General features: G+C 72.4%; 19 protein-coding genes. 14 read left to right on the top strand and 5 right to left on the bottom strand.

From position 1 onward, the window contains the following. Positions 1-113: 113 nt before the first annotated feature. On the bottom strand, positions 114-1,508 hold the full coding sequence (locus D7294_RS01135; RefSeq protein ID WP_120674437.1) for a glycoside hydrolase family 10 protein: 1,395 nt from the start codon (positions 1,506-1,508) through the stop codon (positions 114-116). Positions 1,509-1,996: 488 nt separating this feature from the next. Here D7294_RS01135 and D7294_RS01130 point away from each other — a divergent pair, with 488 nt between their 5' ends. The 3 genes from D7294_RS01130 to D7294_RS01120 all read left to right on the top strand — a co-directional run bounded on the left by D7294_RS01130 (position 1,997) and on the right by D7294_RS01120 (position 4,765). Further along, positions 1,997-2,926 (top strand): ABC transporter ATP-binding protein, encoded by a 930-nt coding sequence (locus D7294_RS01130; protein ID WP_241562014.1) that lies wholly within the window; start codon positions 1,997-1,999, stop codon positions 2,924-2,926. Beyond that, the gene (locus tag D7294_RS01125; RefSeq protein ID WP_241562013.1) at positions 2,923-3,738 is read left to right on the top strand and encodes an ABC transporter permease; all 816 of its coding nucleotides are present in this window, start codon (positions 2,923-2,925) and stop codon (positions 3,736-3,738) included. Before D7294_RS01130 ends, D7294_RS01125 begins: the two co-directional genes overlap by 4 nt. A gap of 196 nt (positions 3,739-3,934) precedes the next feature. Beyond that, positions 3,935-4,765 (top strand): hypothetical protein, encoded by an 831-nt coding sequence (locus D7294_RS01120; RefSeq protein ID WP_241562012.1) that lies wholly within the window; start codon positions 3,935-3,937, stop codon positions 4,763-4,765. Between the two features lie 84 nt (positions 4,766-4,849). Here D7294_RS01120 and D7294_RS01115 read toward each other — a convergent pair whose 3' ends face one another. Continuing rightward, the gene (locus D7294_RS01115; RefSeq protein WP_120674433.1) at positions 4,850-5,479 is read right to left on the bottom strand and encodes a MarR family winged helix-turn-helix transcriptional regulator; all 630 of its coding nucleotides are present in this window, start codon (positions 5,477-5,479) and stop codon (positions 4,850-4,852) included. A gap of 82 nt (positions 5,480-5,561) precedes the next feature. Here D7294_RS01115 and D7294_RS01110 point away from each other — a divergent pair, with 82 nt between their 5' ends. From D7294_RS01110 to D7294_RS01080, 7 genes are all read left to right on the top strand, one after another. Then, complete coding sequence (locus D7294_RS01110) at positions 5,562-6,086, top strand: cupin domain-containing protein (protein WP_120674431.1); 525 nt, start codon at positions 5,562-5,564, stop codon at positions 6,084-6,086. A gap of 58 nt (positions 6,087-6,144) precedes the next feature. Further along, entirely contained in the window at positions 6,145-6,693 is a 549-nt protein-coding gene (locus D7294_RS01105) for a dihydrofolate reductase family protein (RefSeq protein WP_120674429.1), read from the top strand. A 221-nt stretch (positions 6,694-6,914) separates the two neighbouring features. Further along, positions 6,915-8,120, top strand: coding sequence for a helix-turn-helix domain-containing protein (locus D7294_RS01100; RefSeq protein WP_120674427.1), 1,206 nt, complete (start codon positions 6,915-6,917; stop codon positions 8,118-8,120). A gap of 205 nt (positions 8,121-8,325) precedes the next feature. Beyond that, positions 8,326-9,552: a helix-turn-helix domain-containing protein gene (locus D7294_RS01095; RefSeq protein ID WP_120674425.1), complete on the top strand. Its 1,227-nt coding sequence runs from the start codon at positions 8,326-8,328 to the stop codon at positions 9,550-9,552. Between the two features lie 281 nt (positions 9,553-9,833). Beyond that, positions 9,834-11,042 (top strand): helix-turn-helix domain-containing protein, encoded by a 1,209-nt coding sequence (locus D7294_RS01090; RefSeq protein ID WP_120674423.1) that lies wholly within the window; start codon positions 9,834-9,836, stop codon positions 11,040-11,042. 90 nt (positions 11,043-11,132) lie between these two features. After that, the gene (locus D7294_RS01085; RefSeq protein ID WP_120674421.1) at positions 11,133-11,540 is read left to right on the top strand and encodes a hypothetical protein; all 408 of its coding nucleotides are present in this window, start codon (positions 11,133-11,135) and stop codon (positions 11,538-11,540) included. 276 nt (positions 11,541-11,816) lie between these two features. Further along, positions 11,817-12,407 carry a hypothetical protein gene (locus D7294_RS01080; RefSeq protein ID WP_147450746.1) on the top strand — a complete coding sequence of 197 codons (591 nt, stop codon included), beginning with the start codon at positions 11,817-11,819 and terminating at the stop codon, positions 12,405-12,407. A gap of 406 nt (positions 12,408-12,813) precedes the next feature. Here D7294_RS01080 and D7294_RS01075 read toward each other — a convergent pair whose 3' ends face one another. Together D7294_RS01075 and D7294_RS01070 are read right to left on the bottom strand one after the other, a co-directional pair. After that, on the bottom strand, positions 12,814-13,047 hold the full coding sequence (locus tag D7294_RS01075; RefSeq protein ID WP_241562011.1) for a DUF6087 family protein: 234 nt from the start codon (positions 13,045-13,047) through the stop codon (positions 12,814-12,816). Between the two features lie 70 nt (positions 13,048-13,117). Continuing rightward, positions 13,118-14,485, bottom strand: a complete 1,368-nt coding sequence (locus tag D7294_RS01070) for an NsdA family TPR-like regulatory protein (protein WP_120674415.1) — start codon at positions 14,483-14,485, stop codon at positions 13,118-13,120. 155 nt (positions 14,486-14,640) lie between these two features. On the opposite strand from D7294_RS01070, the gene D7294_RS01065 reads away from it, so the two are divergent. From D7294_RS01065 to tgmC, 3 genes are read left to right on the top strand one after another with little or no spacing between them, the layout of a single operon-like run. Continuing rightward, positions 14,641-14,907, top strand: coding sequence for a putative ATP-grasp-modified RiPP (locus D7294_RS01065; RefSeq protein WP_120674413.1), 267 nt, complete (start codon positions 14,641-14,643; stop codon positions 14,905-14,907). Between the two features lie 4 nt (positions 14,908-14,911). Beyond that, positions 14,912-15,892: an ATP-grasp ribosomal peptide maturase gene (gene tgmB / locus D7294_RS01060; RefSeq protein WP_120674411.1), complete on the top strand. Its 981-nt coding sequence runs from the start codon at positions 14,912-14,914 to the stop codon at positions 15,890-15,892. Then, positions 15,889-17,127, top strand: coding sequence for an ATP-grasp peptide maturase system methyltransferase (tgmC, locus tag D7294_RS01055; RefSeq protein ID WP_120674409.1), 1,239 nt, complete (start codon positions 15,889-15,891; stop codon positions 17,125-17,127). Before tgmB ends, tgmC begins: the two co-directional genes overlap by 4 nt. 210 nt (positions 17,128-17,337) lie before the next feature. On the opposite strand, the gene D7294_RS01050 is transcribed toward tgmC, so the two are convergent. Then, positions 17,338-17,685 (bottom strand): hypothetical protein, encoded by a 348-nt coding sequence (locus D7294_RS01050; protein ID WP_120674407.1) that lies wholly within the window; start codon positions 17,683-17,685, stop codon positions 17,338-17,340. Between the two features lie 101 nt (positions 17,686-17,786). On the opposite strand from D7294_RS01050, the gene D7294_RS01045 reads away from it, so the two are divergent. After that, a complete protein-coding gene (locus D7294_RS01045; protein ID WP_120674404.1) occupies positions 17,787-20,486 on the top strand; it encodes a glycoside hydrolase family 9 protein in 2,700 nt (899 codons plus the stop codon). Positions 20,487-20,505: the final 19 nt, after the last annotated feature.

Here is a 20,505-nt window from a genome sequence, read left to right as displayed (position 1 = left end):
TTGTGTGGCGGCGGCCCCGGGCGTGGGCGGCGGGTGGGTGGCGCGGCGGCCGGGAGGGAGATCCGCCGCGCCACCCGCGGCCGGCCGGTCCTGGCGGGCCGGCCAGGGCCGGGTCAGGAGACGGTGCAGGAACCGAGGGTCGGCGCCGACCAGTTGCCGTTCGCCATCACCGTGAAGCCGAAGCTGGTGGAGGCCCCGGCGCCGAGTTGCCCGTTGCCGTTGGGCCGCATCGTCATCACGTTCCCGCTGCTGTCCCAGGTCGGCGAGCCGTTCCAGGTGGCGGAGATCTTCTGCGGGTAGTGGACGGTCACGGTCACCGTCCAGTTGCTGATCGCGGAGCTGCCTGCGGTGACGGTGACCTGCCCGTTGAAGCGGTCACCCCAGCGTTGGGTCTCCGCGTAGGACACGGAGCAGGCACCGGTGCCCGGGTCGGGGTCGCCGGGGTCGCTGCCCGAGCCGCCGAGGGCGGTGAGCACCGCCTGGTAGGCCTGCTTGGGCTGGTAGTTGCCGTCGAACAGCAGCGGGGTGCCGCTGGAGCGCCAGGAGTACTTGTCCGTCACGCCCCAGACGGTGATGCCGGTGCAGCGGGAGACGGCCATGCAGGCGGACACGACGCGCCGGTAGTTGTCGGCCTGCGCGGAGCCGGAGCCCTCGATGTCCAGCTCGGTGATCTGCACGTCCACGCCGAGGTCGGCGAAGCGCTGCAGGTTGCTCTGGAAGTCGCTCGGCACCGGGGACTGGGGGTTGAAGTGGCCCTGGAAGCCGACGCAGTCGATGGGCACGCCGCGGGACGTGAAGTCGCGGACCATGTTGTAGACCGCGTTGCTCTTCGCGTTGATCCCGTCGATGTTGTAGTCGTTGTAGCAGAGCTTGGCGTTGGGGTCGACGGACCTGGCGGTGCGGAACGCCTCCTCGATGTAGCCGTCGCCCAGCCGGTCCTGGAAGGGCGAGGAGCGGCGGGCGCCGCTGTTGCCGTCCTGGAAGGCCTCGTTGACGACGTCCCAGGCGTAGATCTGGCCCCGGTAGTGCGTCATGAGCTGGGTGATGTGGTTGTTCATCGCGGAGCGCAGGTCGCTGGCGCCCAGGCCGCTGACCCAGCCGGGCAGCTGCGAGTACCAGACCAGGGTGTGGCCGCGCACGCTCATGCCCTGGGCGCGCGCGTGGCTGACGATCTGGTCGGCGCTGCCGAAGTTGAACTGCCCACGGTTGCTCTCCGTGGCGTCCCACTTCATCTCGTTCTCCGGGGTCACGCTGCCGAACTGCTGGTCGAGCGTGGACACGTACTGGCTCTCGCCGAGGTGGCTCGACGCGACCGCGGTGCCGAAGTAACGGCCGCTCTGGGCCGCCGCGTTGCCGAGGGTGCCGACGGCCTCGGCGGTGCCGGAGAACGCAACGAGCCCCGCCGAGGCGAGCAGGCCGGCCGAGGCGACGACGGCGAGTTTGCGCAGGCCGGAGAGCAGGCGCGGGCGTTTCGCGCGATGGGTTTTCCTGACCGTTTCTCTGATCATTGCTGACCCTTCTGCCAGAACCCGGGCGGGAGACAGGCCGCCCGGAGGTGGGGGGTGGTACCTGCCGCGGCTCCTGGAACGCCGCCTGACGAGGGGCTGTCGGGCGACGTGTCCATGGCGATTCGGCAACGATCGTTGGGGAGTCTGCGCCCGAATCGGGCCGGGGTCAACACTTCTTTCCGGAAGTTTTCTGAGAGCCCAGCGCTCGGGCACCCTTCCCCCATTCGACCCAGTGACCTGCATGTTCACCCGCCGCACGGCTCGTTCCCGCACGTCACGCGCCCCGTTTCACCGCCATCGAGACCCCATCGGGCGCCGCCGCCCCGAGAACTTCCATACTTCTTTCGAAACATTTCGGGGTGGGCGGGGAGGGCACGCATCCGCGGAGGGAAGGCCCCGTGCCCCTCCCGGCTACTCCCCGCGTGGTAGCCCGAGGTGTCTCCCGCCGGCGGACGACCGGGAGGCGCGTTCCCGGAACGCTGGCAGGCATGACGACGCAAGCCCCCGTGCTGACGACGCACAACCTCACCAAGCGCTACGGCGGCCGGACCGCCGTCGACGGGCTGACCATGGAACTGCCCCGCGGCGTGGTCGCCGGGTTCATCGGCCCCAACGGCGCAGGCAAGACGACCACCATGGCGATGCTGCTCGGCCTGGTCCGCCCCACCGCGGGCGAGGGCACCGTGCTCGGGCGCTCCCTCAGCCACCCCGAGCGCTACGTCTCCCGCGTCGGCGCCCTGCTCGAAGGCCCGGCGCTGTGGCCCTCCCTGACGGGACACGAGAACCTCCAGGTGCTGGCCAGGCTCGGCGGCCACGACCCGCGGCGGGTCCCCGAGGTGCTGCGGCTCGTGGGACTCGCGGACCGCGGCGGCGACCGGTTCGGCACGTACTCCCTCGGCATGAAGCAGCGGCTCGGCATAGCCGCCGCCCTGCTCGGCGAGCCCGAGTTGCTGATCCTCGACGAGCCCACCAACGGCCTCGACCCGGCCGGCATGAGCGACATGCGCGACCTCATCTCCCGCCTCGCCGCCGAGGACCGGAGCGTGCTGGTCTCCTCCCACCTCCTCGGCGAGCTGGAACAGGTCTGCGACTGGCTGCTCATCATCGAGCAGGGCCGCCTCGCCTACGCGGGCCCGGCCGGCGAGTTCGCCACCCGCTCCGGCGCCGAACTCGTCCTCTTCCCGGCAGAACAGGCCGACCTGGAACGGCTGGCCACCGTCGTGGCGAACGAGGGCCTGGCCGCCGAACGCGCCGGCGACCACCTGGTCGTCCCGCTCGGGGAGCGCGACCCGCGGCTGGCCGCCGCGACCGTCAACCGGGCCGCCGCGAACGCCGGGCTGCTGCTCGCCGAGCTCAGGATCGACCGCCCCACCCTGGAGTCCACCTACCTGCGGATGATCGAAGGAGAGCCCGCGTGACCATCTCCACCAGCGCCTCGCTGCGCGCCACGTTCCTCGCCGAGTGGACCAGGCTCACCAGGCGCCGCACCCTGTGGCCCGCCCTGATCGCCGCCCTCGTCTTCGCCGCCGCCGGGGCCGCCCTGGTCCTGGCCGCCGCGGAGCCCGCCGCCCGGGTTCCCACCGACGGCATGATGCCGACCCTGGAGGAGCTGGCCGACCCGGGCGGCGGCACCCAGGTCTTCCGCTCGGCCGTCGCCTTCGCCGGAACGCTGCTCTTCGCGCTGCTCTGCGGGGTGTTCGCGCTGGAGTTCTCGCGCGGCACCTACCGCACGATGCTCTTCGCCCAGCCGCGGCGCGTGCCGCTGCTCGTGGGCCGCCTCGCCGCCCTGCTCGCCTTCGCCGCCGCGGGACTGGCCTGCGCCGAGCTGCTGATGTGGCTGGTCGCCAGGCTCCTGGCCGGCTCCTTCGACGTGGACGCGGGCGCCTGGATCAGCCTGGACGGCATCGGCTCCGCCGCGGCCGACTACGCGACCGTGCTGGTGTGGGTGACCGGGTACGCGACCTTCGCCCTGCTGCTGGCCATGCTGCTGCGCTCGGTGCCGCTGACCCTGGCCGTCGGCATCGCCTGGGCGGGCCCCTTCGAGCACCTCACCGGCGACGCCTGGAGCGCGGGCAAGGAGTTCTTCCCCGGCCTCCTGCTGGAGGCGCTCGGCCAGGGCGGCACCCCGGACGTCAGCGCCACCCGGGCCCTGCTCACCCTCGCCGCCTACAGCGCGGCCTTCCTGGCCCTCTCCGCCACGGCCTTCGCCCGCCGCGACGTGACGGCCTGAACGCCCCGGGAGGGCGGCGGCCCGGCGGTCCCGCGGGGGAGACCACCGGGCCACCGCCCTCCCGGCCCCGGCCGAAGCCCGCCCCGGGCCAGGAGCCGCCCCGACCGGCCCCGCACGTCGGCACCGTGCAACTGCCCCGCACGTCGGCACCGTGCAACTCCCCGCCACCGCCCGTCCCTTCGCCCCGGAGACCCCCGTGTCCGCCACTCCCGCTCCCGCCCCGGCGCGGCCCGCCGCACCGGCCGCTCCCCTTCCGCCCGCGCCCCGCCTCCGCCGCTACCTGACCGGCCGCCCGCCCGCGGAGCGCGCCTGCCACCTCGTCGGCCTCCTGCTGATCGCCGCCGGCCTCAGCCACCTGGCGGTGGCCGCCGCCGATCCGCGCCCCTGGTTCGGGCCGCTGTCCTGGCGCAAGCCGGTGACGTTCGGCCTCTCCTTCGGCGGCACGCTCATCGCCGTCACCTGGGTGGCCTCCCACCTGCGGCTCGCCGCGAGGACGAGGGCGCTGCTGCTCGGCGTCTTCGCCGCCGACTGCGTGCTTGAGGTCACCGGCATCACCGTGCAGGCCTGGCGTCACGTCCCCTCGCACTTCAACACGGAGACGCCGGCCGACGCGCTGATCGCCTACAGCCTGGCCGCGGGCGGCGCGGTCCTGGTCGCCACCCTGGGCGCCCTCGCCCTTCTCGCCTTCCGCGGCCGCGTCGAGGGGCCGCCCAGCCGGCGGCTCGCGCTGCGCGCCGGCTTCGCCCTCCTGCTCGCCGGCCTCGGCTCCGGCGTCGCCATGATCGTCCGCGGCGTCACCCTCTCCCGGGCACAGGGCCCGGCCACGGCCTACGCGGAGGCCGGCTTCCTGAAGGGCTTCCACGCCCTCACCCTGCACGCGGTGCTCCTGCTGCCCGCCCTGGCCGCCTACCTCGCCCGCCGCCCCCTCCCCGAGGCCCGCCGCACCCGCCTCGTCGCCCTGGCCACCGCGGCCTACGTCCTCCTGTGCGCCGCCACCCTCCTCCTCTCCCTCCTCCAGGCCGCCTGACCCCCTCCTCCGGGGCCGCCCCGGCTCGCCGTCCCTCCCCCGGGACGGCGGACCCGCCGTCGGCCCGGCGGGCGTCGCCCCACCTCAGCGGGCGGGGGTGGCCAGGTGGTGCAGGAGTTTGCGTGCCAGGGCGTCCAGGGTGGCCAGTTCCCCGGGGGTGAGGCCCGCCAGCAGGGCGGTGACGTTGGCGGTGTGCCGCGTCATGGCGGCGTCGACGGTGGCGTAGCCCTGTTCGGTGAGGCGGACCCGGAAGCTGCGCCGGTCGGCGAGGTCAAGGGAGCGCTCGATCAGGCCGGCGGACTCCAGACGGTCCAGCCGGTTGGTCATCCCCGCCCGGGAGAGCATCAGCAGGTCGGACAGCCGCGAAGGGCTGAGGACGTAGGGGGCGCCCGAGCGGCGCAGCGCCGCCAGGACGTCGAACTCGCCGCGCTGCAGGCCGAACTCGGTGAACACCCGCTCCTGGGCGGGGCCGAGGAGCAGGTTCACGCGGCCGAGCCGACCGACCACCGCGATCGCGGCGAGGTCCAGGTCGGGGCGTTCGCGCTGCCAGGCGGCGACCACCGCATCCACCGCGTCGGCGGCGTCCGCCACGTCCGGCCCGCCGGGGGCACCGGGGGCGTCCGGGACGGCCGCCGCCGTGGCCTCGCCCGGTTGGGAGGCGGCGCCGGGTGAGGCGGAAGCGGGGATGGGGTCGGGCGTGTGTGCGGTGCTCATGCCTCCCAGTGTAGTTCGAGGCCGAATACAAACGTGACCGTATAGTTTGACGCCGTACTATCAGGCGTGCAATCATCTCGGCATGAGCGACACACACCCGCCGGGGACGCCCCCGGACGAGCGGCCCGCGTTCGGCCCCCTGGTGATACGCCCGCAGGACGCCGAGTTCCTCGGCGCGGGGCCGGACACCATCGCCCTGCTGGCCGACGCGTCGGCCACCGGCGGCTTCCTGGGAGTCAGCCGCACCACCCTGGGACGCGGCCGGGACGGCGCGACCCCGCACTACCACCGCGGCTCGGCCGAGTTGTTCTTCGTCCTGGACGGGCGGCTGCAGGTCCTGGCGGGCGAGGAGGTGGTGGAGGTCGAGGCCGGCGGCACTCTCGTGGTCCCGCCGCACGCCGTCCACGCCTTCGCGGCCGCCCCCGGGTCGGCTGCCGACGCGCTGATCGTGATCACCCCGGGCGTGGAGCGGGACGCCTACTTCCGCCTGCTGGACCGCGTCCGCCGCGGCCAGGCCGACCCCCGCGAACTCCTGGCCGTCCAGGAGCGCTTCGACACCCACTTCGTCCCCAGCGACCCCTGGCGCCGGACCCGCGCGGCCGCCTGACCACACCCCTTGCGGGCCCGATCAGAGGGCCCCGCCCACCCACTTTCCGGGAGACACCGTGCGAAAGATCATCGCTTCCACCTACGCCACCCTCGACGGCTTCATCGACAACCCACACGAGTGGTCCCTGAGCCACAACAGCGAGGACGCCATGGCCTACGCCCTGGCCCTGACCACCGGCTGCGATGCGCTGCTGCTGGGCCGCATCACCTACGAGGGCATGGCTCAGGCCTGGCCGAACATGGGCGGCAACCCCTACTCCGACCAGGTCAACGCCATGACCAAGTACGTGGTGGCCTCCCAGCCGGTCGGCACCGCCGCGTGGAGCCCCACCGTCGTCATCCCGGGCGAGGACCTCACCGCGGAGGTCACCAGGCTCAAGGAGCAGGACGGCGGCGACATCCTCATCTGGGGCAACGGCCGCCTCACCGACCACCTGGCCACGTCCGGACTGCTCGACGAGTACCGGATCTGGATCTACCCCGTCCTCAAGGGCCGGGGCGAGCCGCTGTTCCGCCCCGAGAGCGTCACCGGCCTGAGGCTCGCCGACACCACCACGTTCACCTCCGGCGTCACGGTCCTGACCTACCAGCCGACCACCGCCTGAAGCCGCGCACACCGCGGACGAGACCCCGGCGGCCCCGGCCCCTGCCCGGCCCGGCGGCCGAGCCCTCGCCCGCACCCGGCCCGGCTGCCGGGGGCCTCGCCCGCACCCGGCCGGGCAACGCGCCCCTGGCGCCTCGCCCCGAGGGCCGTTCGCCGTTCCCGGCAGGGGAGCCGCGGGTACCGTCGAGGTGTCACCCACGGTCGGCACCAACGGAGTTCCCCATGCCGGTCCCCTCCTCTTCCGCCCGCACGGGCATTGGCGCCCGCATCGAGAAGATGCGCCTCCTGCGCGGCTACTCGCTCCGTGAACTCGGCGCCAGGGCACACGTGTCGGCGGCGCAGATCTCGCGCATCGAGAAGGGCAGGCGCTACGCGAGCCCCAGCATCGTCGCGGCCCTCGCCCGCGCCCTCAGCGTGAGCGTCTCCGTGCTGCACGGGCAGCCGTACATCCGGATGATCCAGCAGGACCGGCTCGACGCCCTGCTGTCGCCGATCAGCAGCGCCCTCGACGACTGGGACATCCCGCCGGGCGCGGACGATCCCCCGCCGCGGGCGCTCCCCGAACTGGCACGCTCCGTGCGGGACGCCGAAACCGCGCGCGCCGCCGGCCGCTACCTCGACGTGGCCCAGACGTTGCCCGCGCTGATCGCGGAGGTCAACTACGCCGTACTGCTGCACGACAGGCCCGGGCGGGACAAGGAGCGGGTCCGCTGGCTGCAGGCGGAACTCGGGCGCACCGTCTACGTGGTCGCCCGGCAGATCGGGTTCGTCGATCTGGCCCGTCACGCCCTCGGCCGCATGGCCGCCGCCGCCCCGCACTCGGGCGACCCACGCCAGGTGGCGATCGAACGGTGGGATCGCTCGCAGCTCGTGGCGGACGCCGCGCGGCACGACAGGGGTTTCGCCCTCGTCCACCAGGCGCTGAAGGACCTTTCCGACGACCGGGAGCCCGCGACGCAGGCCGTACGCGGGGCGTTGTACCTGCGCGCCGCCGTCCTCGCCCGACGCAGCGGCGACGAGTCCACCGCGGACGACTGGTTGCAGGAGGCAGGAGAACTGGCCCGGCAGACCGGTGAGTTGGGCGACTACGGCCTGGTCTTCGGCCCGGCGAACGTCCTGATCCACGCCATGTCCGCCAGCGCGGACATGGACCGGCACGCGAAGGCCCTCCAAGAGGCCAGGCGGGTGCGGCTCCCGGAGCGGTACCCGGCGGCACGGGCGGGGGCCTACTGGGCGTCGCGGGCCCGCGCCGAAGCCTGGACCGCCCGGCCGGACGACGCCCTCGCCTCGCTGGAACGAGCGCGGCACGTGGCGCCCCAGCAGACGCGGTACGACCCGGGCGTCCACGAGACGGTGGGAACCCTGCTGCGGGCACACACCAGACCCCCGGAGACACTGCGGGAGTACGCCCTCTGGTGCGGGGTGTAGCGCGGCCTCCCCCCGGCCCGCGGCACCGGCCGACCTCCCGTCAGGACGTTCGCGACCCGCTCCCCGCACCGAGGGCCCTTCGCCGTTCCCGGCAGGGGAGCAGGGGGTACGGTCCTGAGTGCGAACCGCAGGACGAACACCGGAGTCACCATGCCCGACTTGGCACGCCGGCGCATCGCCCCCTTCCGCACGGAGGTGCCGTGACATGCGGGGCGAGGCGCAGAGCATCGGACAGCGGATGCGCGAGGCCAGGCTGCGACTCGGGCTCACCCAGGCCGACGTCGCCGCCCGGCTCGGCCGCACCCAGGGATGGGTGTCGAAGGTGGAGAAGGGCGCAATCGAACTGGACCGCACCAGCCTCATCAACTCGGTGGCCGGTGTGCTCCACATCCACCCCAACGACCTGATCGAGCGCCCCTACACCGGGGCCGCGGCCGCGAACCAGTGGCAGGTGTCGGCGGCGGCGATCATAAGAGAACTCCGACGCTACGACCTGACGCCCGTGTTCGACGGACGGCCGCGGAACGCCGCGGCTCTGTGGCGGGAAACCGCGGCGCTGCACCGGTTGCGGGATGACGCGCAGAACACCGCCATCCTGGCCCGCCTGCCCGACCTGCTCCGCGAAGCACGGGCGCTCGCCGAGGTCGCCACCGGCCGCGAACGCGAGGAGGCGTTCGGCGTCTACGCCATCGCCTGCAAGTTCGGGCACACCGCAGCGCATGCGCTCGGGCATCCCGAGCTCGTCACCATGGCCTGTGAGCGCGCCGCATGGGCGGCCGAGCGGTCCGGCGACGAACTGATGCCCGCCGTGGCCGACTGGATGCGTGTGTGGGACATGTGGGCCACGGCCGACTGGAGCGACGCGGGCGCCCTCTCCGACAAGGCGTTGCGCGCAGTCGAGCCGCGGTACGACGCCGGTGACCCTCTCGCCATCCGCGTATGGGGATCGCTCCATCTGCGCGCGGCCGTGTCGGCAGCGCGCGGCAACAATCCCGCCGAGGCGCGGCACCGCATCGCCCAGGCGCGAGAGGCAAGCGAGCGAACGGTGACGCTCCGGCCGCCGCCGTTCGACCGGCACAGCCTCACGTTCAGCGCGGGCAACGTGGCGATCCACGCCGTGAACGTGGAGCTTGAGATGAGCCGGCAGGACGAGGCGCTGCGGCTGCACGAGGAGACGGACGAGGCACTGATCAGGGCACTCCCGAAGTCCCGGCGCGGGCATCACCACCTCGATCTGGCTCGCGCCTACCTCTGGTCCGGGCGGCGGGACCGCGCCCTGGCCGAATGGGAGAAGGGCGAGGCCACGGCCCCACAGCTGATGCGCAATCATCCGATCGCCAGGGCCACGCTGCGCCGCATCCGGCAGGCGGAGCGAGCGGCGGTGTCCGAGCGGCTGCGTCGCATGTCGACCAGGTTCCGCCTGGACGACTGATTCCCCCGCCGCTGAACTGCAGATATTCCCACCGTTCAGATACGCGGGTAATCGTGAGCCTACGGTCTGTTATCGCAACAGTCGATGACGCCGGGGGTACTTCATGCCTGACAACCGCAATACGCCGCCCAGCCTCGCCCCGGGCCGGTACATCTCCCCGCAGTGCGGAACGCCGTTGGTGGACGCGGAGCCGCCGATCGCACAAGGGCCCCGCCCACACCGGGTGATGAGGCGACCGTCTGCTGTTACCGTTCTGGTGACCCGTCAGAACGGATGTCACCATGTCATACCCCGCCAATGAGCACACTGGTGTCCGCATCGCCGACTACCGCAAGCTCCGCCGCTGGACACAGGAGGGCCTGGCCCAGCGGGCCGCGGTGTCCCTGGGGATGATCAAAAAGGTCGAGGCGGGGCTCGTCCCGGCCAGCCCTGCCCTCGTCGCCGCCACGGCGCGCGCCCTCCACGTGGACGTGTCCGTGCTGTACGGGCAACCCTACGTCTCGCAGCTGCGGCAGGACGAAATCGACTCCCTCATCACGCCGTTGACCGAGGCGCTCGACCTCTACGACGTCGATCCCGACCCGGACATCCGCCCCCGGCCCGTACACGAACTGCACATCGCCTCCGGTGAGTTGGTAAGGCTGTTCCGGGCCACCGACTACCGGAGGGTCGGGGAGCGCCTTCCCGGCCTTCTCGGCGAGCTGACCACTGTGCTGAGCGAGCAGCAGCCGGCCGACGACCGCCGCCGTGCCGCGGCGGCCCTCGCGACCACCTACTGGATCGCCCACCAGTTCGCCGGGCGCCTCGGCTACCCGGAACTCGCGTCGATCGCCCTCGACCGCATGGGGTGGGTCGCCGCCCGGGCCGAAGACCCGCTGCTTCAGGCCGTGCGCCTGTACTCGCGAAGCCTGACCTACGTGCGCCGGGGCAGGCCGGAAGTGGGGCTCAAGGTGGTGGCCCGCGCCCAGCGGCTGGTGGAGCAGGCCGAAGAGCCGCGGGGCGTATCGGCGTTGGCGGTGAGCGGAAAGCTGCACCTGCGCGCCTCCTTCATCGCCGCACGCGCCAAGGACGAGACGCAATCGGCGGATTTCCTGGCGCTCGGCTCGGAGGCCGCGGAGCGCATCGGGCGTGACGTGCCGGACGTGTACTGGCTGTCCTTCGGCCCCACGGACGTGGCCCAGTACACGGTCGAGACACGGGTCGATCTGGAACAGCTGCCGGAGGCCGTCCAGCACGCCCGGAACGTGCGGTTCCCCGCGGGATACTCGCCGACTCGGGTGGGGCGCCACTTCATCGACCTCAGCCGCGCTTTCACGGAGATGGGCAAGACGGACCAGGCCGTCAGGTCGCTGCGGCGGGCCCGGGAGGCCGCTGCTCAGCAGGTGCGCTACCACCCGACGGCGCGCGAGGTGGTCGGAACGCTCGTCCGGCGGCAGCGGCGCCTGAACGAAGAACTGATGTCGCTGGCGGTCTGGGTCGGCATGGCCTGACCGCCGAAGGTTCCACATCCTGGAACGTTGAGCTCTTCCATCGGCGCCACGATGTGACGGTCAGCAAGCACACCGTCACAGGAGCCGAGCATGACGACGATCCCCTTGCCCGCGTGGATGCCCCCCGCCGGTGGAGGCGCACTCGTCATACCGTGCGGCCAGGACTTCGACGCCGTCCGCGTCGCCGGCCTCACCGCCCTCCAGGCGGCGGGCCGCTTCCCCGGCGGCCCTCCACCGCTCATCGAGGATCAGGAGCAGCACGTCGCCTCCTGGCTGCTCCCTCCCGGGGCGGCGGCCACCTGGCTCGTGCCGGGGACCGACGCCCTCGGCGCAGGCGCGAACCTGGCAGTGCCTCCCGCTACTTGGTGCTGCGGACCGTGGAGCGGCGGCCCCGCGGTGCGGTGGCTCGTGCCCCCGGCCGGGGACTGCCTGACCGACCCCGAAACCCTGCGCCTGGTCCTCACGTCCGTCCTCCGGGGGAGCGTGCGCCATGCATGAGCCTCGCCTTGCCGCCGATCCGCCGCGGCCCTACATCTCCCCCGCCTGCGCCGAACGGCGCTGCCAGGACTGCACCCAGCACGAACCCCGCCCACCGGAGCGGCACCTCGGGATCTCCTTCGATCCCTGTGTCCACGGTTGCCATGGGGGCTGGTCGGCGGAGGGCAAACGATGAGCAGAGAGATCTCGCCTCGCCCGGCCCCGGCCCGTACCCGCAGACCTCCCGTGGCCCTCCCCACCCCTCCGCAGCCGGCCTGGGGCCCCAAGAGGCTGCCCGTGCCGTGGGTCGCCCGGTGGAGCGGCGAGTTGGTGGTCACGGACGGGGCGCTGACCGTTCGGGCCGACGGCCGGGGGCTGGCCTACCGCGACGAAACCCCCGGGGACCGCGACCGTCACGGCGTGCTGTGGGCGCGCGTTCGGCCGCAACCCGGCAGCGGGCGGCCCGACTTCCGCACCATGCACCCCACCCGCCAGCGGCGCGCGATGCTCGAACTGCTCTGCCAGGTCTGCGGCCGTCCCGCCGACCGCAACGGCAGGGGATGGCTGTTCGCCCTGCGCCACCCGGGCCCGGACGAGGACATCCCCGGCTGGCCGGAGGGCTTGCTGTGCAGCAAGCCACCCGTGTGCGCGCCCTGCGCCCACCTCGCGGCACGGCACTGCCCGCACCTGGGCGAGCCCGCGTTCGTGCGCGTGCGAAAGCCCCGCGTGTGGGGGGTGTTCGGCGGGTTCTTCACGCCCCGCCCCCAGGGCGGCCTGAGCGCGAGCGAGGACGACCACGTTCCCTACGGGCACCCGGCAACCCACTGGTTCCTCGCCAACCAGCTCGTCCTCGAACTCACCCGCACCACCCGCACCCCCACCCCGTAAACCCCCGCCCCCGGACACCAGACCCCGGCCCCCGACACCGGACCCCCGACCTACGGCCACGGCCCACCGGCCACCGGGGACCACCCCCTCACCCCCGCACACCCCACCCTCCCGCCCCCACCCCGGGCGGGGTGCGGGGCCGTGGGCCGCAAACCACAGCAACCACGAACAAACCCGCAGAAAACCCTCGAACGGCACCCCAAAGCGCCCCCCACCCAGCCCGAGGTATCGCCGAGATACGGGCCAAAGGGCAATGAGTTGATCTTGAAGCCCTGAAGGGGGACCAGGCTGATCGCGACCGCAGGGACCCCAGACGACCGTTTGTCCGCCTGGAGACTCCGTGTCGGTTTCCCATCTGCCAGTCATTTCTGCGAGCACGAAGCGTCACGGCCTTCACCAAGAGTCATCAAGCGGCCGAGTCGTCCTCGATCTGGAGTTCACTCACCCACTCCTGGGCCGCCGCGAGGTCGGGGGCGGTGCCCACCACCTCGTACGCGAAGTCGTTCCACTCTTCCAAGACCCGCGGCTCGTCTGGACGGAGGTGGCCGGCGCCTCCGTGCACCGGCCGGTGGCGCCGGTAGGTGTCCATCGGCGGGCGGCGCCGCTTGTTGTACGCGGCGAGCGGGTCGTCGGCATCCACGCGTGGGACGGCACGGGACGGCTGGTTCGGGGGGCCGGGTCGGCGGTGCTTGCCCATGCGCTCGATACTCTCAGGCCGCGATCGTGGTCGGCCGGGCGGCGGCGAGTTCCTTCGCCCGCGTGCGCACCTCATCGACGGCGGCGGTCTCGTACGGGCGGGCAGCCTCCAGCAGCGTATTGAGCCGGGAGACGACGAGCGTGGAGTCGATACGGGCGGCGTCGTCGAGCGCCTGGTGGGCCGCGGCGGCTCCCCGCTCGGCCTCACCCTCGTCGAACAGCGCGGCGGCCAGACCGACGCCGTCCATGACCCGGACACGGTCGAAGCCGGGCTTCCTCAGCTTCAGCGCGTCCTCGAAGTGGGTGCTCGCGGGCCGCCCGCCGCGGCCGAGTCCGGTGAGGTCGCGGGCGGAGACCGCGCGGGCGCCGGAGTGCTCGGCCGCGTCGAAGTATGCCACCCACTCGGGGATGTCGTCGCCGAGTCCGTCCGCCAGGAGTTCGTCGGCGTCACCGAGGTGCCGGTCGGCCGCTCGCTCGTCTCCGAGGGCCGCGTGCACCCGACCGGTCTGCGAGGCGACCAGCGCCTTCGTCGCGGGCAGCGTGGCCTTCTGGGCGGCGATGCCGAGCAGGCCGAGGGCGTCGGCCGGGTGCCCGAGGTAGATCATCTGGTGAGACATGCGGGTGACGATCTCCACCGCCCGGTCGCGCTGACCTGCCTCGCCGGCAGCGTACGTGCCGTAGCTCCACAGGCGTTGGGCGATTCCGTAGCGGCCCACGTCATGACTGACCCATCCCGCGAGCGCCGCCAGGTCCGCGGTCGCCGCGAACACCCTCGTCTTCAGCTTCGGCGGGACACCGTCCTGGATGCGGCGGGCGACCTCGCCGAGCTGGGCGACGATCGCCGAGCGGTGCAGGGCGCCGCCCTTGGAAGCGTCGGCCTTGGTGAAGAAAGCGGTCACCTCTTCGAGGGCGGTGACGGTGTCGGCGTCGAAGCCCTTGCAGTCGTAGTTCAGTGCGCGGGCGGTGCCGCCGAGCATCCGTTCGGCGGCGAGGATCAGCGGGGCGCCGAAGGTGGGCTTGAGGGTGTCGCGGCGGTTCATGAAGTCCATCTGCGTCCATCCGGCCAGAGCCTGGGCGGCTGCTTCGGTCAACAGCGGGAGCTGGATGCCATCCAGCACCACACCGGTACCCGCCAGGCCGAGATCACCGGGTGTGAGCGGCTGCCCGGCTGCCTCGGAGACCACCTCGGCAAGGAGAGCGGGCACCGGTGGCCGAGGCCGCTCGCCGTCGATCCAGCGGCGGATACGGGTCGCGTCCGGGGCGACTTGCCGGTGACCTCGGGCTTTCGCCAGGGCAGTGATGCGGCGGGCAATCTCGCCCTGGGACTGGCCGGTCGCCGCGATCCACAGCGCCAGGTGCGGGTTGCCCGTTTCTCTGGCCATCCCTGTCTTGCCCTCCCCGCCATGATGTACGGCGCGTGACATTTCCGCCACGGTTCGCGAAATCTACGGTACTCGACAGGGGCCGCACGCCGGGCGGATTCTTCTCAGGCGACAGCCACCGGCTGCCGTGTGACGTACAGAGGAAAGGACTTCGCATGGCGACGCTTGCACCCGAGGCTCCGTGGGCGATGCGGCTGGTCACCGACCGGCTGCCGGTCGGCCCACCGTCGTACGCGACGGTGACACTCGACGCGTCCACGCAGACCGCCCGCTACACCGACACGGCCGGCCAGGTCGTGGAGATGGGCAAGCACGGCACGTCAAGGACGACCGGCACCGCCTCGATGTCCGGTGGCGGCGACGGGCAGAACCCGCAGCCGCAGACCCAGGACGACCACACCACCGACTACGAGTCGGACTGAGTCGATGGCCTCCACCGTCCTGGTCGTCACCGCGCTGGAAGACGTCACCGCGGACTGGGTCATCGCCGCGCTGAACGAGCGTGAGGTGCCCGTCGTACGCGTCAACCCCGCCGACATCGGACCGGCCCTGACCTTCGGGTTCCACATCGGCGAGGACGCCCCGGCGTGGGGCGGGCGGCTGCGTACGGCGAGCCGGGAGGTGGAGCTGGGGGAGGTGGCGGCGGTGTACTACCGCCGCCCCACCCCGTACACCGCCCGGTATCAGCACCTGCCCGCCCAGCAACGCGAGTTCGCCGCCGCTGAAGCCCGCCACGGGCTCGGCGGCGTCCTGAACCACCTGCACGGCGCTCTCTATGTCAACCACCCCGCCGCGGTAACCCGTGCCGACTTCAAGCCCGCCCAGCTCCAGCGGTTCGCCGAGCTCGGCCTGACAATCCCGCCGACCCTGGTCACCAACGACGTCGAGGCGGCGCGGAAGTTCACCGCAGGCCACGAGCGCGTCATCTACAAGACGTTCCGCGGCCTGCCCCGCGACGAGGACGGGCACACCGGGGCGATCTGGGCCCAGCGCGTCGATGCGGAGTCGTTCGACGACACACTCAACGTGACCGCGCACCTGTTCCAGGCCGAGATCCCCAAGACCGGCGACGTACGCGTCACCGTGGTCGGCCGCCGTGTCTTCGCCCAGCAGATTGCCGCCCCGGACGGTGCGCTGGACTGGCGCCGGGGCGACTGGAACGAGCTGATCCACACCCCCCTCACCGTTCCTGCCCAGGTAGAGGCCGCGCTGCACAGCTACCTCGCCTCCTTCGGCCTGGTCTTCGGCTGTTTCGACTTCGCCCTGACTGGCGAAGGAGACGACGCTGGGCACTGGACGGCGATCGAATGCAATCCGAACGGCCAGTGGGGCTGGCTGCCCGACGCCGACGACATCACCGAGTCGTTCGCCGACATCCTGACCATGGAAGGAGGCGGCAGGCCATGACCATGCCCGCCGACCCGGAGACCGACGCCGCACGACTTCGCGAAACGATGACGAAGGCCCTCGCCGAGGACGGCGTCCTTGCCGACTCCGCCTGGCGGGCTGCGGTGGCGACAGTGCCGCGGCACCAGTTCGTGCCGGGCTTCTACCTGCCCGCCGACGAGCGCGACGGGAACGGCCTGACGGTGTGGGAGCCGGTCACCGCCGAACTCGACTACGGCCGCTGGCTCGGCGCCGCGTACTCCGACACCACCCTGATCACGCAGTTCGACGGGAACGAACCCGACTGGAAACAGCCCGCCGTACGGCACGGCGGCGCCCCGACCTCGTCGTCCACGCTGCCCTCGCTCGTGGTGCGGATGTGGGCCGACGCCGAGGTCACCGAGGGGCACACGGTGCTGGAGATCGGCACCGGCACCGGCTACTCGACCGCGCTCGCCTGCGAACGGCTCGGCTCCGCCGGTGTCACCTCCATCGAGGTCGACCCCCACCGGCTGGAGCAGGCGGCGGGCGCGCTGTACGGCTGCGGCTACACGCCGACCCTCGCCGTGGCGGACGGACTGTACGGGTACTGGCCCGAGGCGTCCTTCGACCGGATCGTGGCCGCCTGCTCCTTCCGCGCCGTCCCGCCCGCACTCCTCGCGCAGGCCCGGCCGGGCGGAAAAATCCTGCTCACTCTGTCGGGCTGGCTCTACGGGTACGCGCGGGTCCTGCTCACCGTGGCCAAGGACGGCACCGCCGAGGGGCAGCTGCTGCCCGGCACCGTGTCCTTCATGTCGGCCCGTACGCACGCGGCACCGGCGTTCGGCAACCCCGCCCACTGGGCTGCGGGCCTTCCCGGGAAGGCCCGTACGACGCCGCACGGCCCGGAGCGGATCACCGCCGCGACCGAGGAAGCGTTCCACCTGCGGTTCCTGGCCCAAAGCGCGGTGCCAGGCGCGCAGATGGCAACCGTCGGCGAGGTCGTGCACCTGGTCGACGTCGTCACCGGCTCCGCCGCCACCCTCACCCCGGCCGACGGCAGGTGGCAGGTCAGGGAAGGCGGCCCGGTCCGGCTGTGGGAGCGGATCGAGCGGGTCCTGGGCGCCTACGACGCGGCCGGAGCCCCGGGACCGGAGACGTTCACCCTGCACGTTGACGACGGCGAGCAGCACCTGCGGCACCCGCAGATGCCCGGCCTGCCCCTGCCGGCCCCTGACGGCGCCCGTACGCTCCCGGCGCCCGGGCGGGGAGAGTGACGGCCCCTCCCCGGGCGCCTGGCACGTTCACCGCACCCACGCGTACTCGTCGTCGTCGCCTCTCGGCGATACCCACCCCGGGCGGGTGCGGGGCCGTGGGCCGCAAACCGCAGCAACCACGAACAAACCCGCAGAAAACCCCCGAACGGCACCCCAAAGCGCCCCACCCCGCCAAACCAGCGGCCAGCGCCAAGCGCCAAGCGCCAAGCGTCACCACACCGTCGCGATGAAAACGTTCGCCGCCGTGAGCAGCCCCACCGCCCAGAAAAGCCCCGCAGGGACCCGCTCGCCGCGCCGCACGTACACGATTCCGAGTATCACGACGAGGACGGCGAGCTTCACGCCGATCTTGACGTTGTCGACGGGATGGTCGGCGGCCTGGTCGAGGCCGACCAGGGTCACGCCGGTGACCAGCATCGCCGCCGCCCCGGCGAGCATGGCCGGCACGATCGCGGCCTGGCCGCCGCGCGCGGCCTGCACCTGGGTGAGGAAGCCGCCGAGCAGCGCGCCGATGCCGAGGATGTGCAGGGCGAGCACGAGGTCGATGGTCACGTCCACGGGGCGGAGTTTAGTGCTGGGTGTTTTTGGCGGTACTCGGGGGGTGACGAGGGGTTGACGGGTTCCTGCCATGACACAGAGGATCTTTTGGGAGCGCTCCCATGCCCAGTCCGCCCCTGCCGAAGGATCGAGCCGTGAACGAACGTCCTTCCTCGTCACACCGGATACCGGGCCAGTCGCCCGGACGCTCACCACACCGCAGACGACTCCTCGGCGCCGCGCTCGCGGCCGGGCTCGTCGCGGGCGGCCTGGCCGCCACCGCCGGAGCCGGCCCCGCCGTCGCGGCCGGCCCCGAACTCATCAGCAACGGCGACTTCTCCAGCGGTTCCACCACTCCCTGGTGGTGGACGGAGAACGTCCCGAGCTCCGTCGTCGACGGCCGGCTGTGCACGGACGTCCCGGGTGGCACCACGAACTTCTGGGACGCCATCATCGGCTACAACGACATCCCGCTGACCGCGGGCGAGACCTACCAGCTCACGTACACCGCCACCGCGAGCATCCCGGTCACCATCCAGAACAACGTCCAGCTGAACGTCGACCCGTACACGCCGGAGCTCAGCTCGGCCGACCAGATCACGGACGTCGCCGAGCCGATCACCCACGTCTTCACGGCCGGCACCGACCTGGACGCCGCCCAGCTGGTGTTCCAGATCGGCGGGAGCGACGATCCCTACACCTTCTGCCTCGACGACGTCTCGCTCACCGGCGGGGCCGAGCAGCCGCCCTACGACCCGGACACCGGCTCCCCGGTGCGCGTCAACCAGGTCGGCTACCTCACCGAAGGGCCCAAGCAGGGCACCTTCGTGACCGAGGAGACCGGCGCCCGCGACTGGACGCTGAACGCCGCGGACGGCAGCGAGGTGGCCGGCGGCACCACCACCCCGCTCGGCGTGGACCCGAGCTCCGGCCAGAACGTGCAGGGCTTCGACTTCAGCGAGGTCACCGAGCCGGGCGACGGGTACACGGTCACCATCGACGGCGAGACCAGCGAGCCCTTCTCGATCGGCGACGACCTCTACGACGACCTGGTGGACGACTCGCTGTCGTTCTTCTACCAGCAGCGCAGCGGCATCGAGATCGACGCCGACCTGGTGGGCGAGGAGTACGCCCGCCCGGCCGGGCACGCCAACGTGGCGCCGAACCAGGGCGACGACAACGTCCCCTGCCAGGAGGGCGTCTGCGACTACACCCTGGACGCGGCCGGCGGCTGGTACGACGCCGGTGACCAGGGCAAGTACGTGGTCAACGGCGGCATTTCGGTCGCGCAGCTGATGTCGGAGTACGAGCGCACGCTGACCGCGGAGAACGCGGCGGGCGAGCAGCTCGCCGACGGCGAGCTGGCCGTTCCCGAGCAGGGCAACGGCACCCCCGACATCCTCGACGAGGCGCGCTGGGAGCTGGAGTTCCTGCTGTCGATGCAGGTGCCGGCGGGCGAGGAGCTCGCGGGCATGGTCCACCACAAGCTGCACGACGCGCAGTGGACCGGCCTGCCGCAGCTGCCGAACGAGGACTCGCAGCCCCGTGAGCTGCACCCGCCGTCGACCGCGGCCACGCTGAACCTGGCCGCCGCGGCGGCCCAGGGCGCCCGCCTGTTCGAGCCCTACGACCCGGACTTCGCGGCGCAGGCCCTCGACGCGGCGGAGACCGCGTACGCGGCGGCCCTGGCGCACCCGGACATCCTGGCCCCGGCGTCCGACGCCACCGGCGGCGGCGCGTACAACGACGCCGACGTGACGGACGAGTTCTACTGGGCGGCGGCCGAGCTGTTCATCACCACGGGCGAGGACTCCTACCGGCAGGACGTGCTCGGCTCGCCGCTGAGCGGGGACACCGAGGCGATCTTCCCGAGCGGCGGGTTCTCCTGGGGCTCGACGGCCGCGCTGGGGCAGCTCGACCTGGCCTCGGTGCCCAACGACCTGACCGCCGACCAGCTGGCCGCGGTGCGCGGGACGGTCACCGACGCCGCCGACGCGCTGGTCGACGCCGCGGACTCGGCCGCCTACGGGCTGCCGTTCGGCACCGCGAGCGCGGACTACTTCTGGGGCTCCAACAGCGGCGTGCTGAACAACATGATCGTCCTGGCCACGGCGAGCGACCTGACGGGCGAGTCGGCCTACCGGGACGCGGTGCTGACCGGCCTCGACTACATCCTGGGCCGCAACCCGCTGAACCACTCGTACGTCACCGGCTGGGGCGAGCGCGCCTCGGAGAACCAGCACCACAGGTTCTGGGCGCACCAGCTCGACCCCGACCTGCCGCACCCGCCTGACGGCTCGCTCTCCGGCGGCCCGGACAGCGCGCTGCAGGACCCGACGGCCGAGGCCGAGTTGCAGGGCTGTGTCGGCGCCATGTGCTACATCGACGACATCCAGTCGTACTCGACCAACGAGGTCGCGATCAACTGGAACGCCCCGCTGGCCTGGATCGCGGGCTACGTGGCGGGCCTGGGCACGGACGACGGTGACCCGGGCGACCCCGACCCGGCGGCGTGCGAGGTGAACTACGTCTCCTACCGCTGGAGCGGCGGCTTCACCTCGCAGGTCGAGGTCCGCAACACGGGCGACACCGCGATCAGCCCCTGGGAGCTGAAGTGGTCCTTCGCCGACCAGCAGCGGATCACCAACGCCTGGAACGCGACCGTCACCCAGAGCGGCAGCGACGTGAGCGCCAAGCCGCTCGGCTGGAACGCGACGATCCCGCCGGGCGGGTCGGTGAGCTTCGGCTTCAACGGCACCTCGTCGGGCTCGGTGTCCGACCCGGCCGGCTTCACGCTGAACGGCGGGGCGTGCACGTCCTGAGGCACCTTCCGGGGCGCCT

It is taken from the genome of Streptomyces hoynatensis, assembly GCF_003626535.1.
In the GTDB taxonomy this organism is placed as follows: Bacteria; Actinomycetota; Actinomycetes; order Streptomycetales; family Streptomycetaceae; genus Streptomyces; species Streptomyces hoynatensis.
Note: the sequence above shows the minus strand (reverse complement) of the source record. Positions and strands in the feature narration are given on the sequence as shown.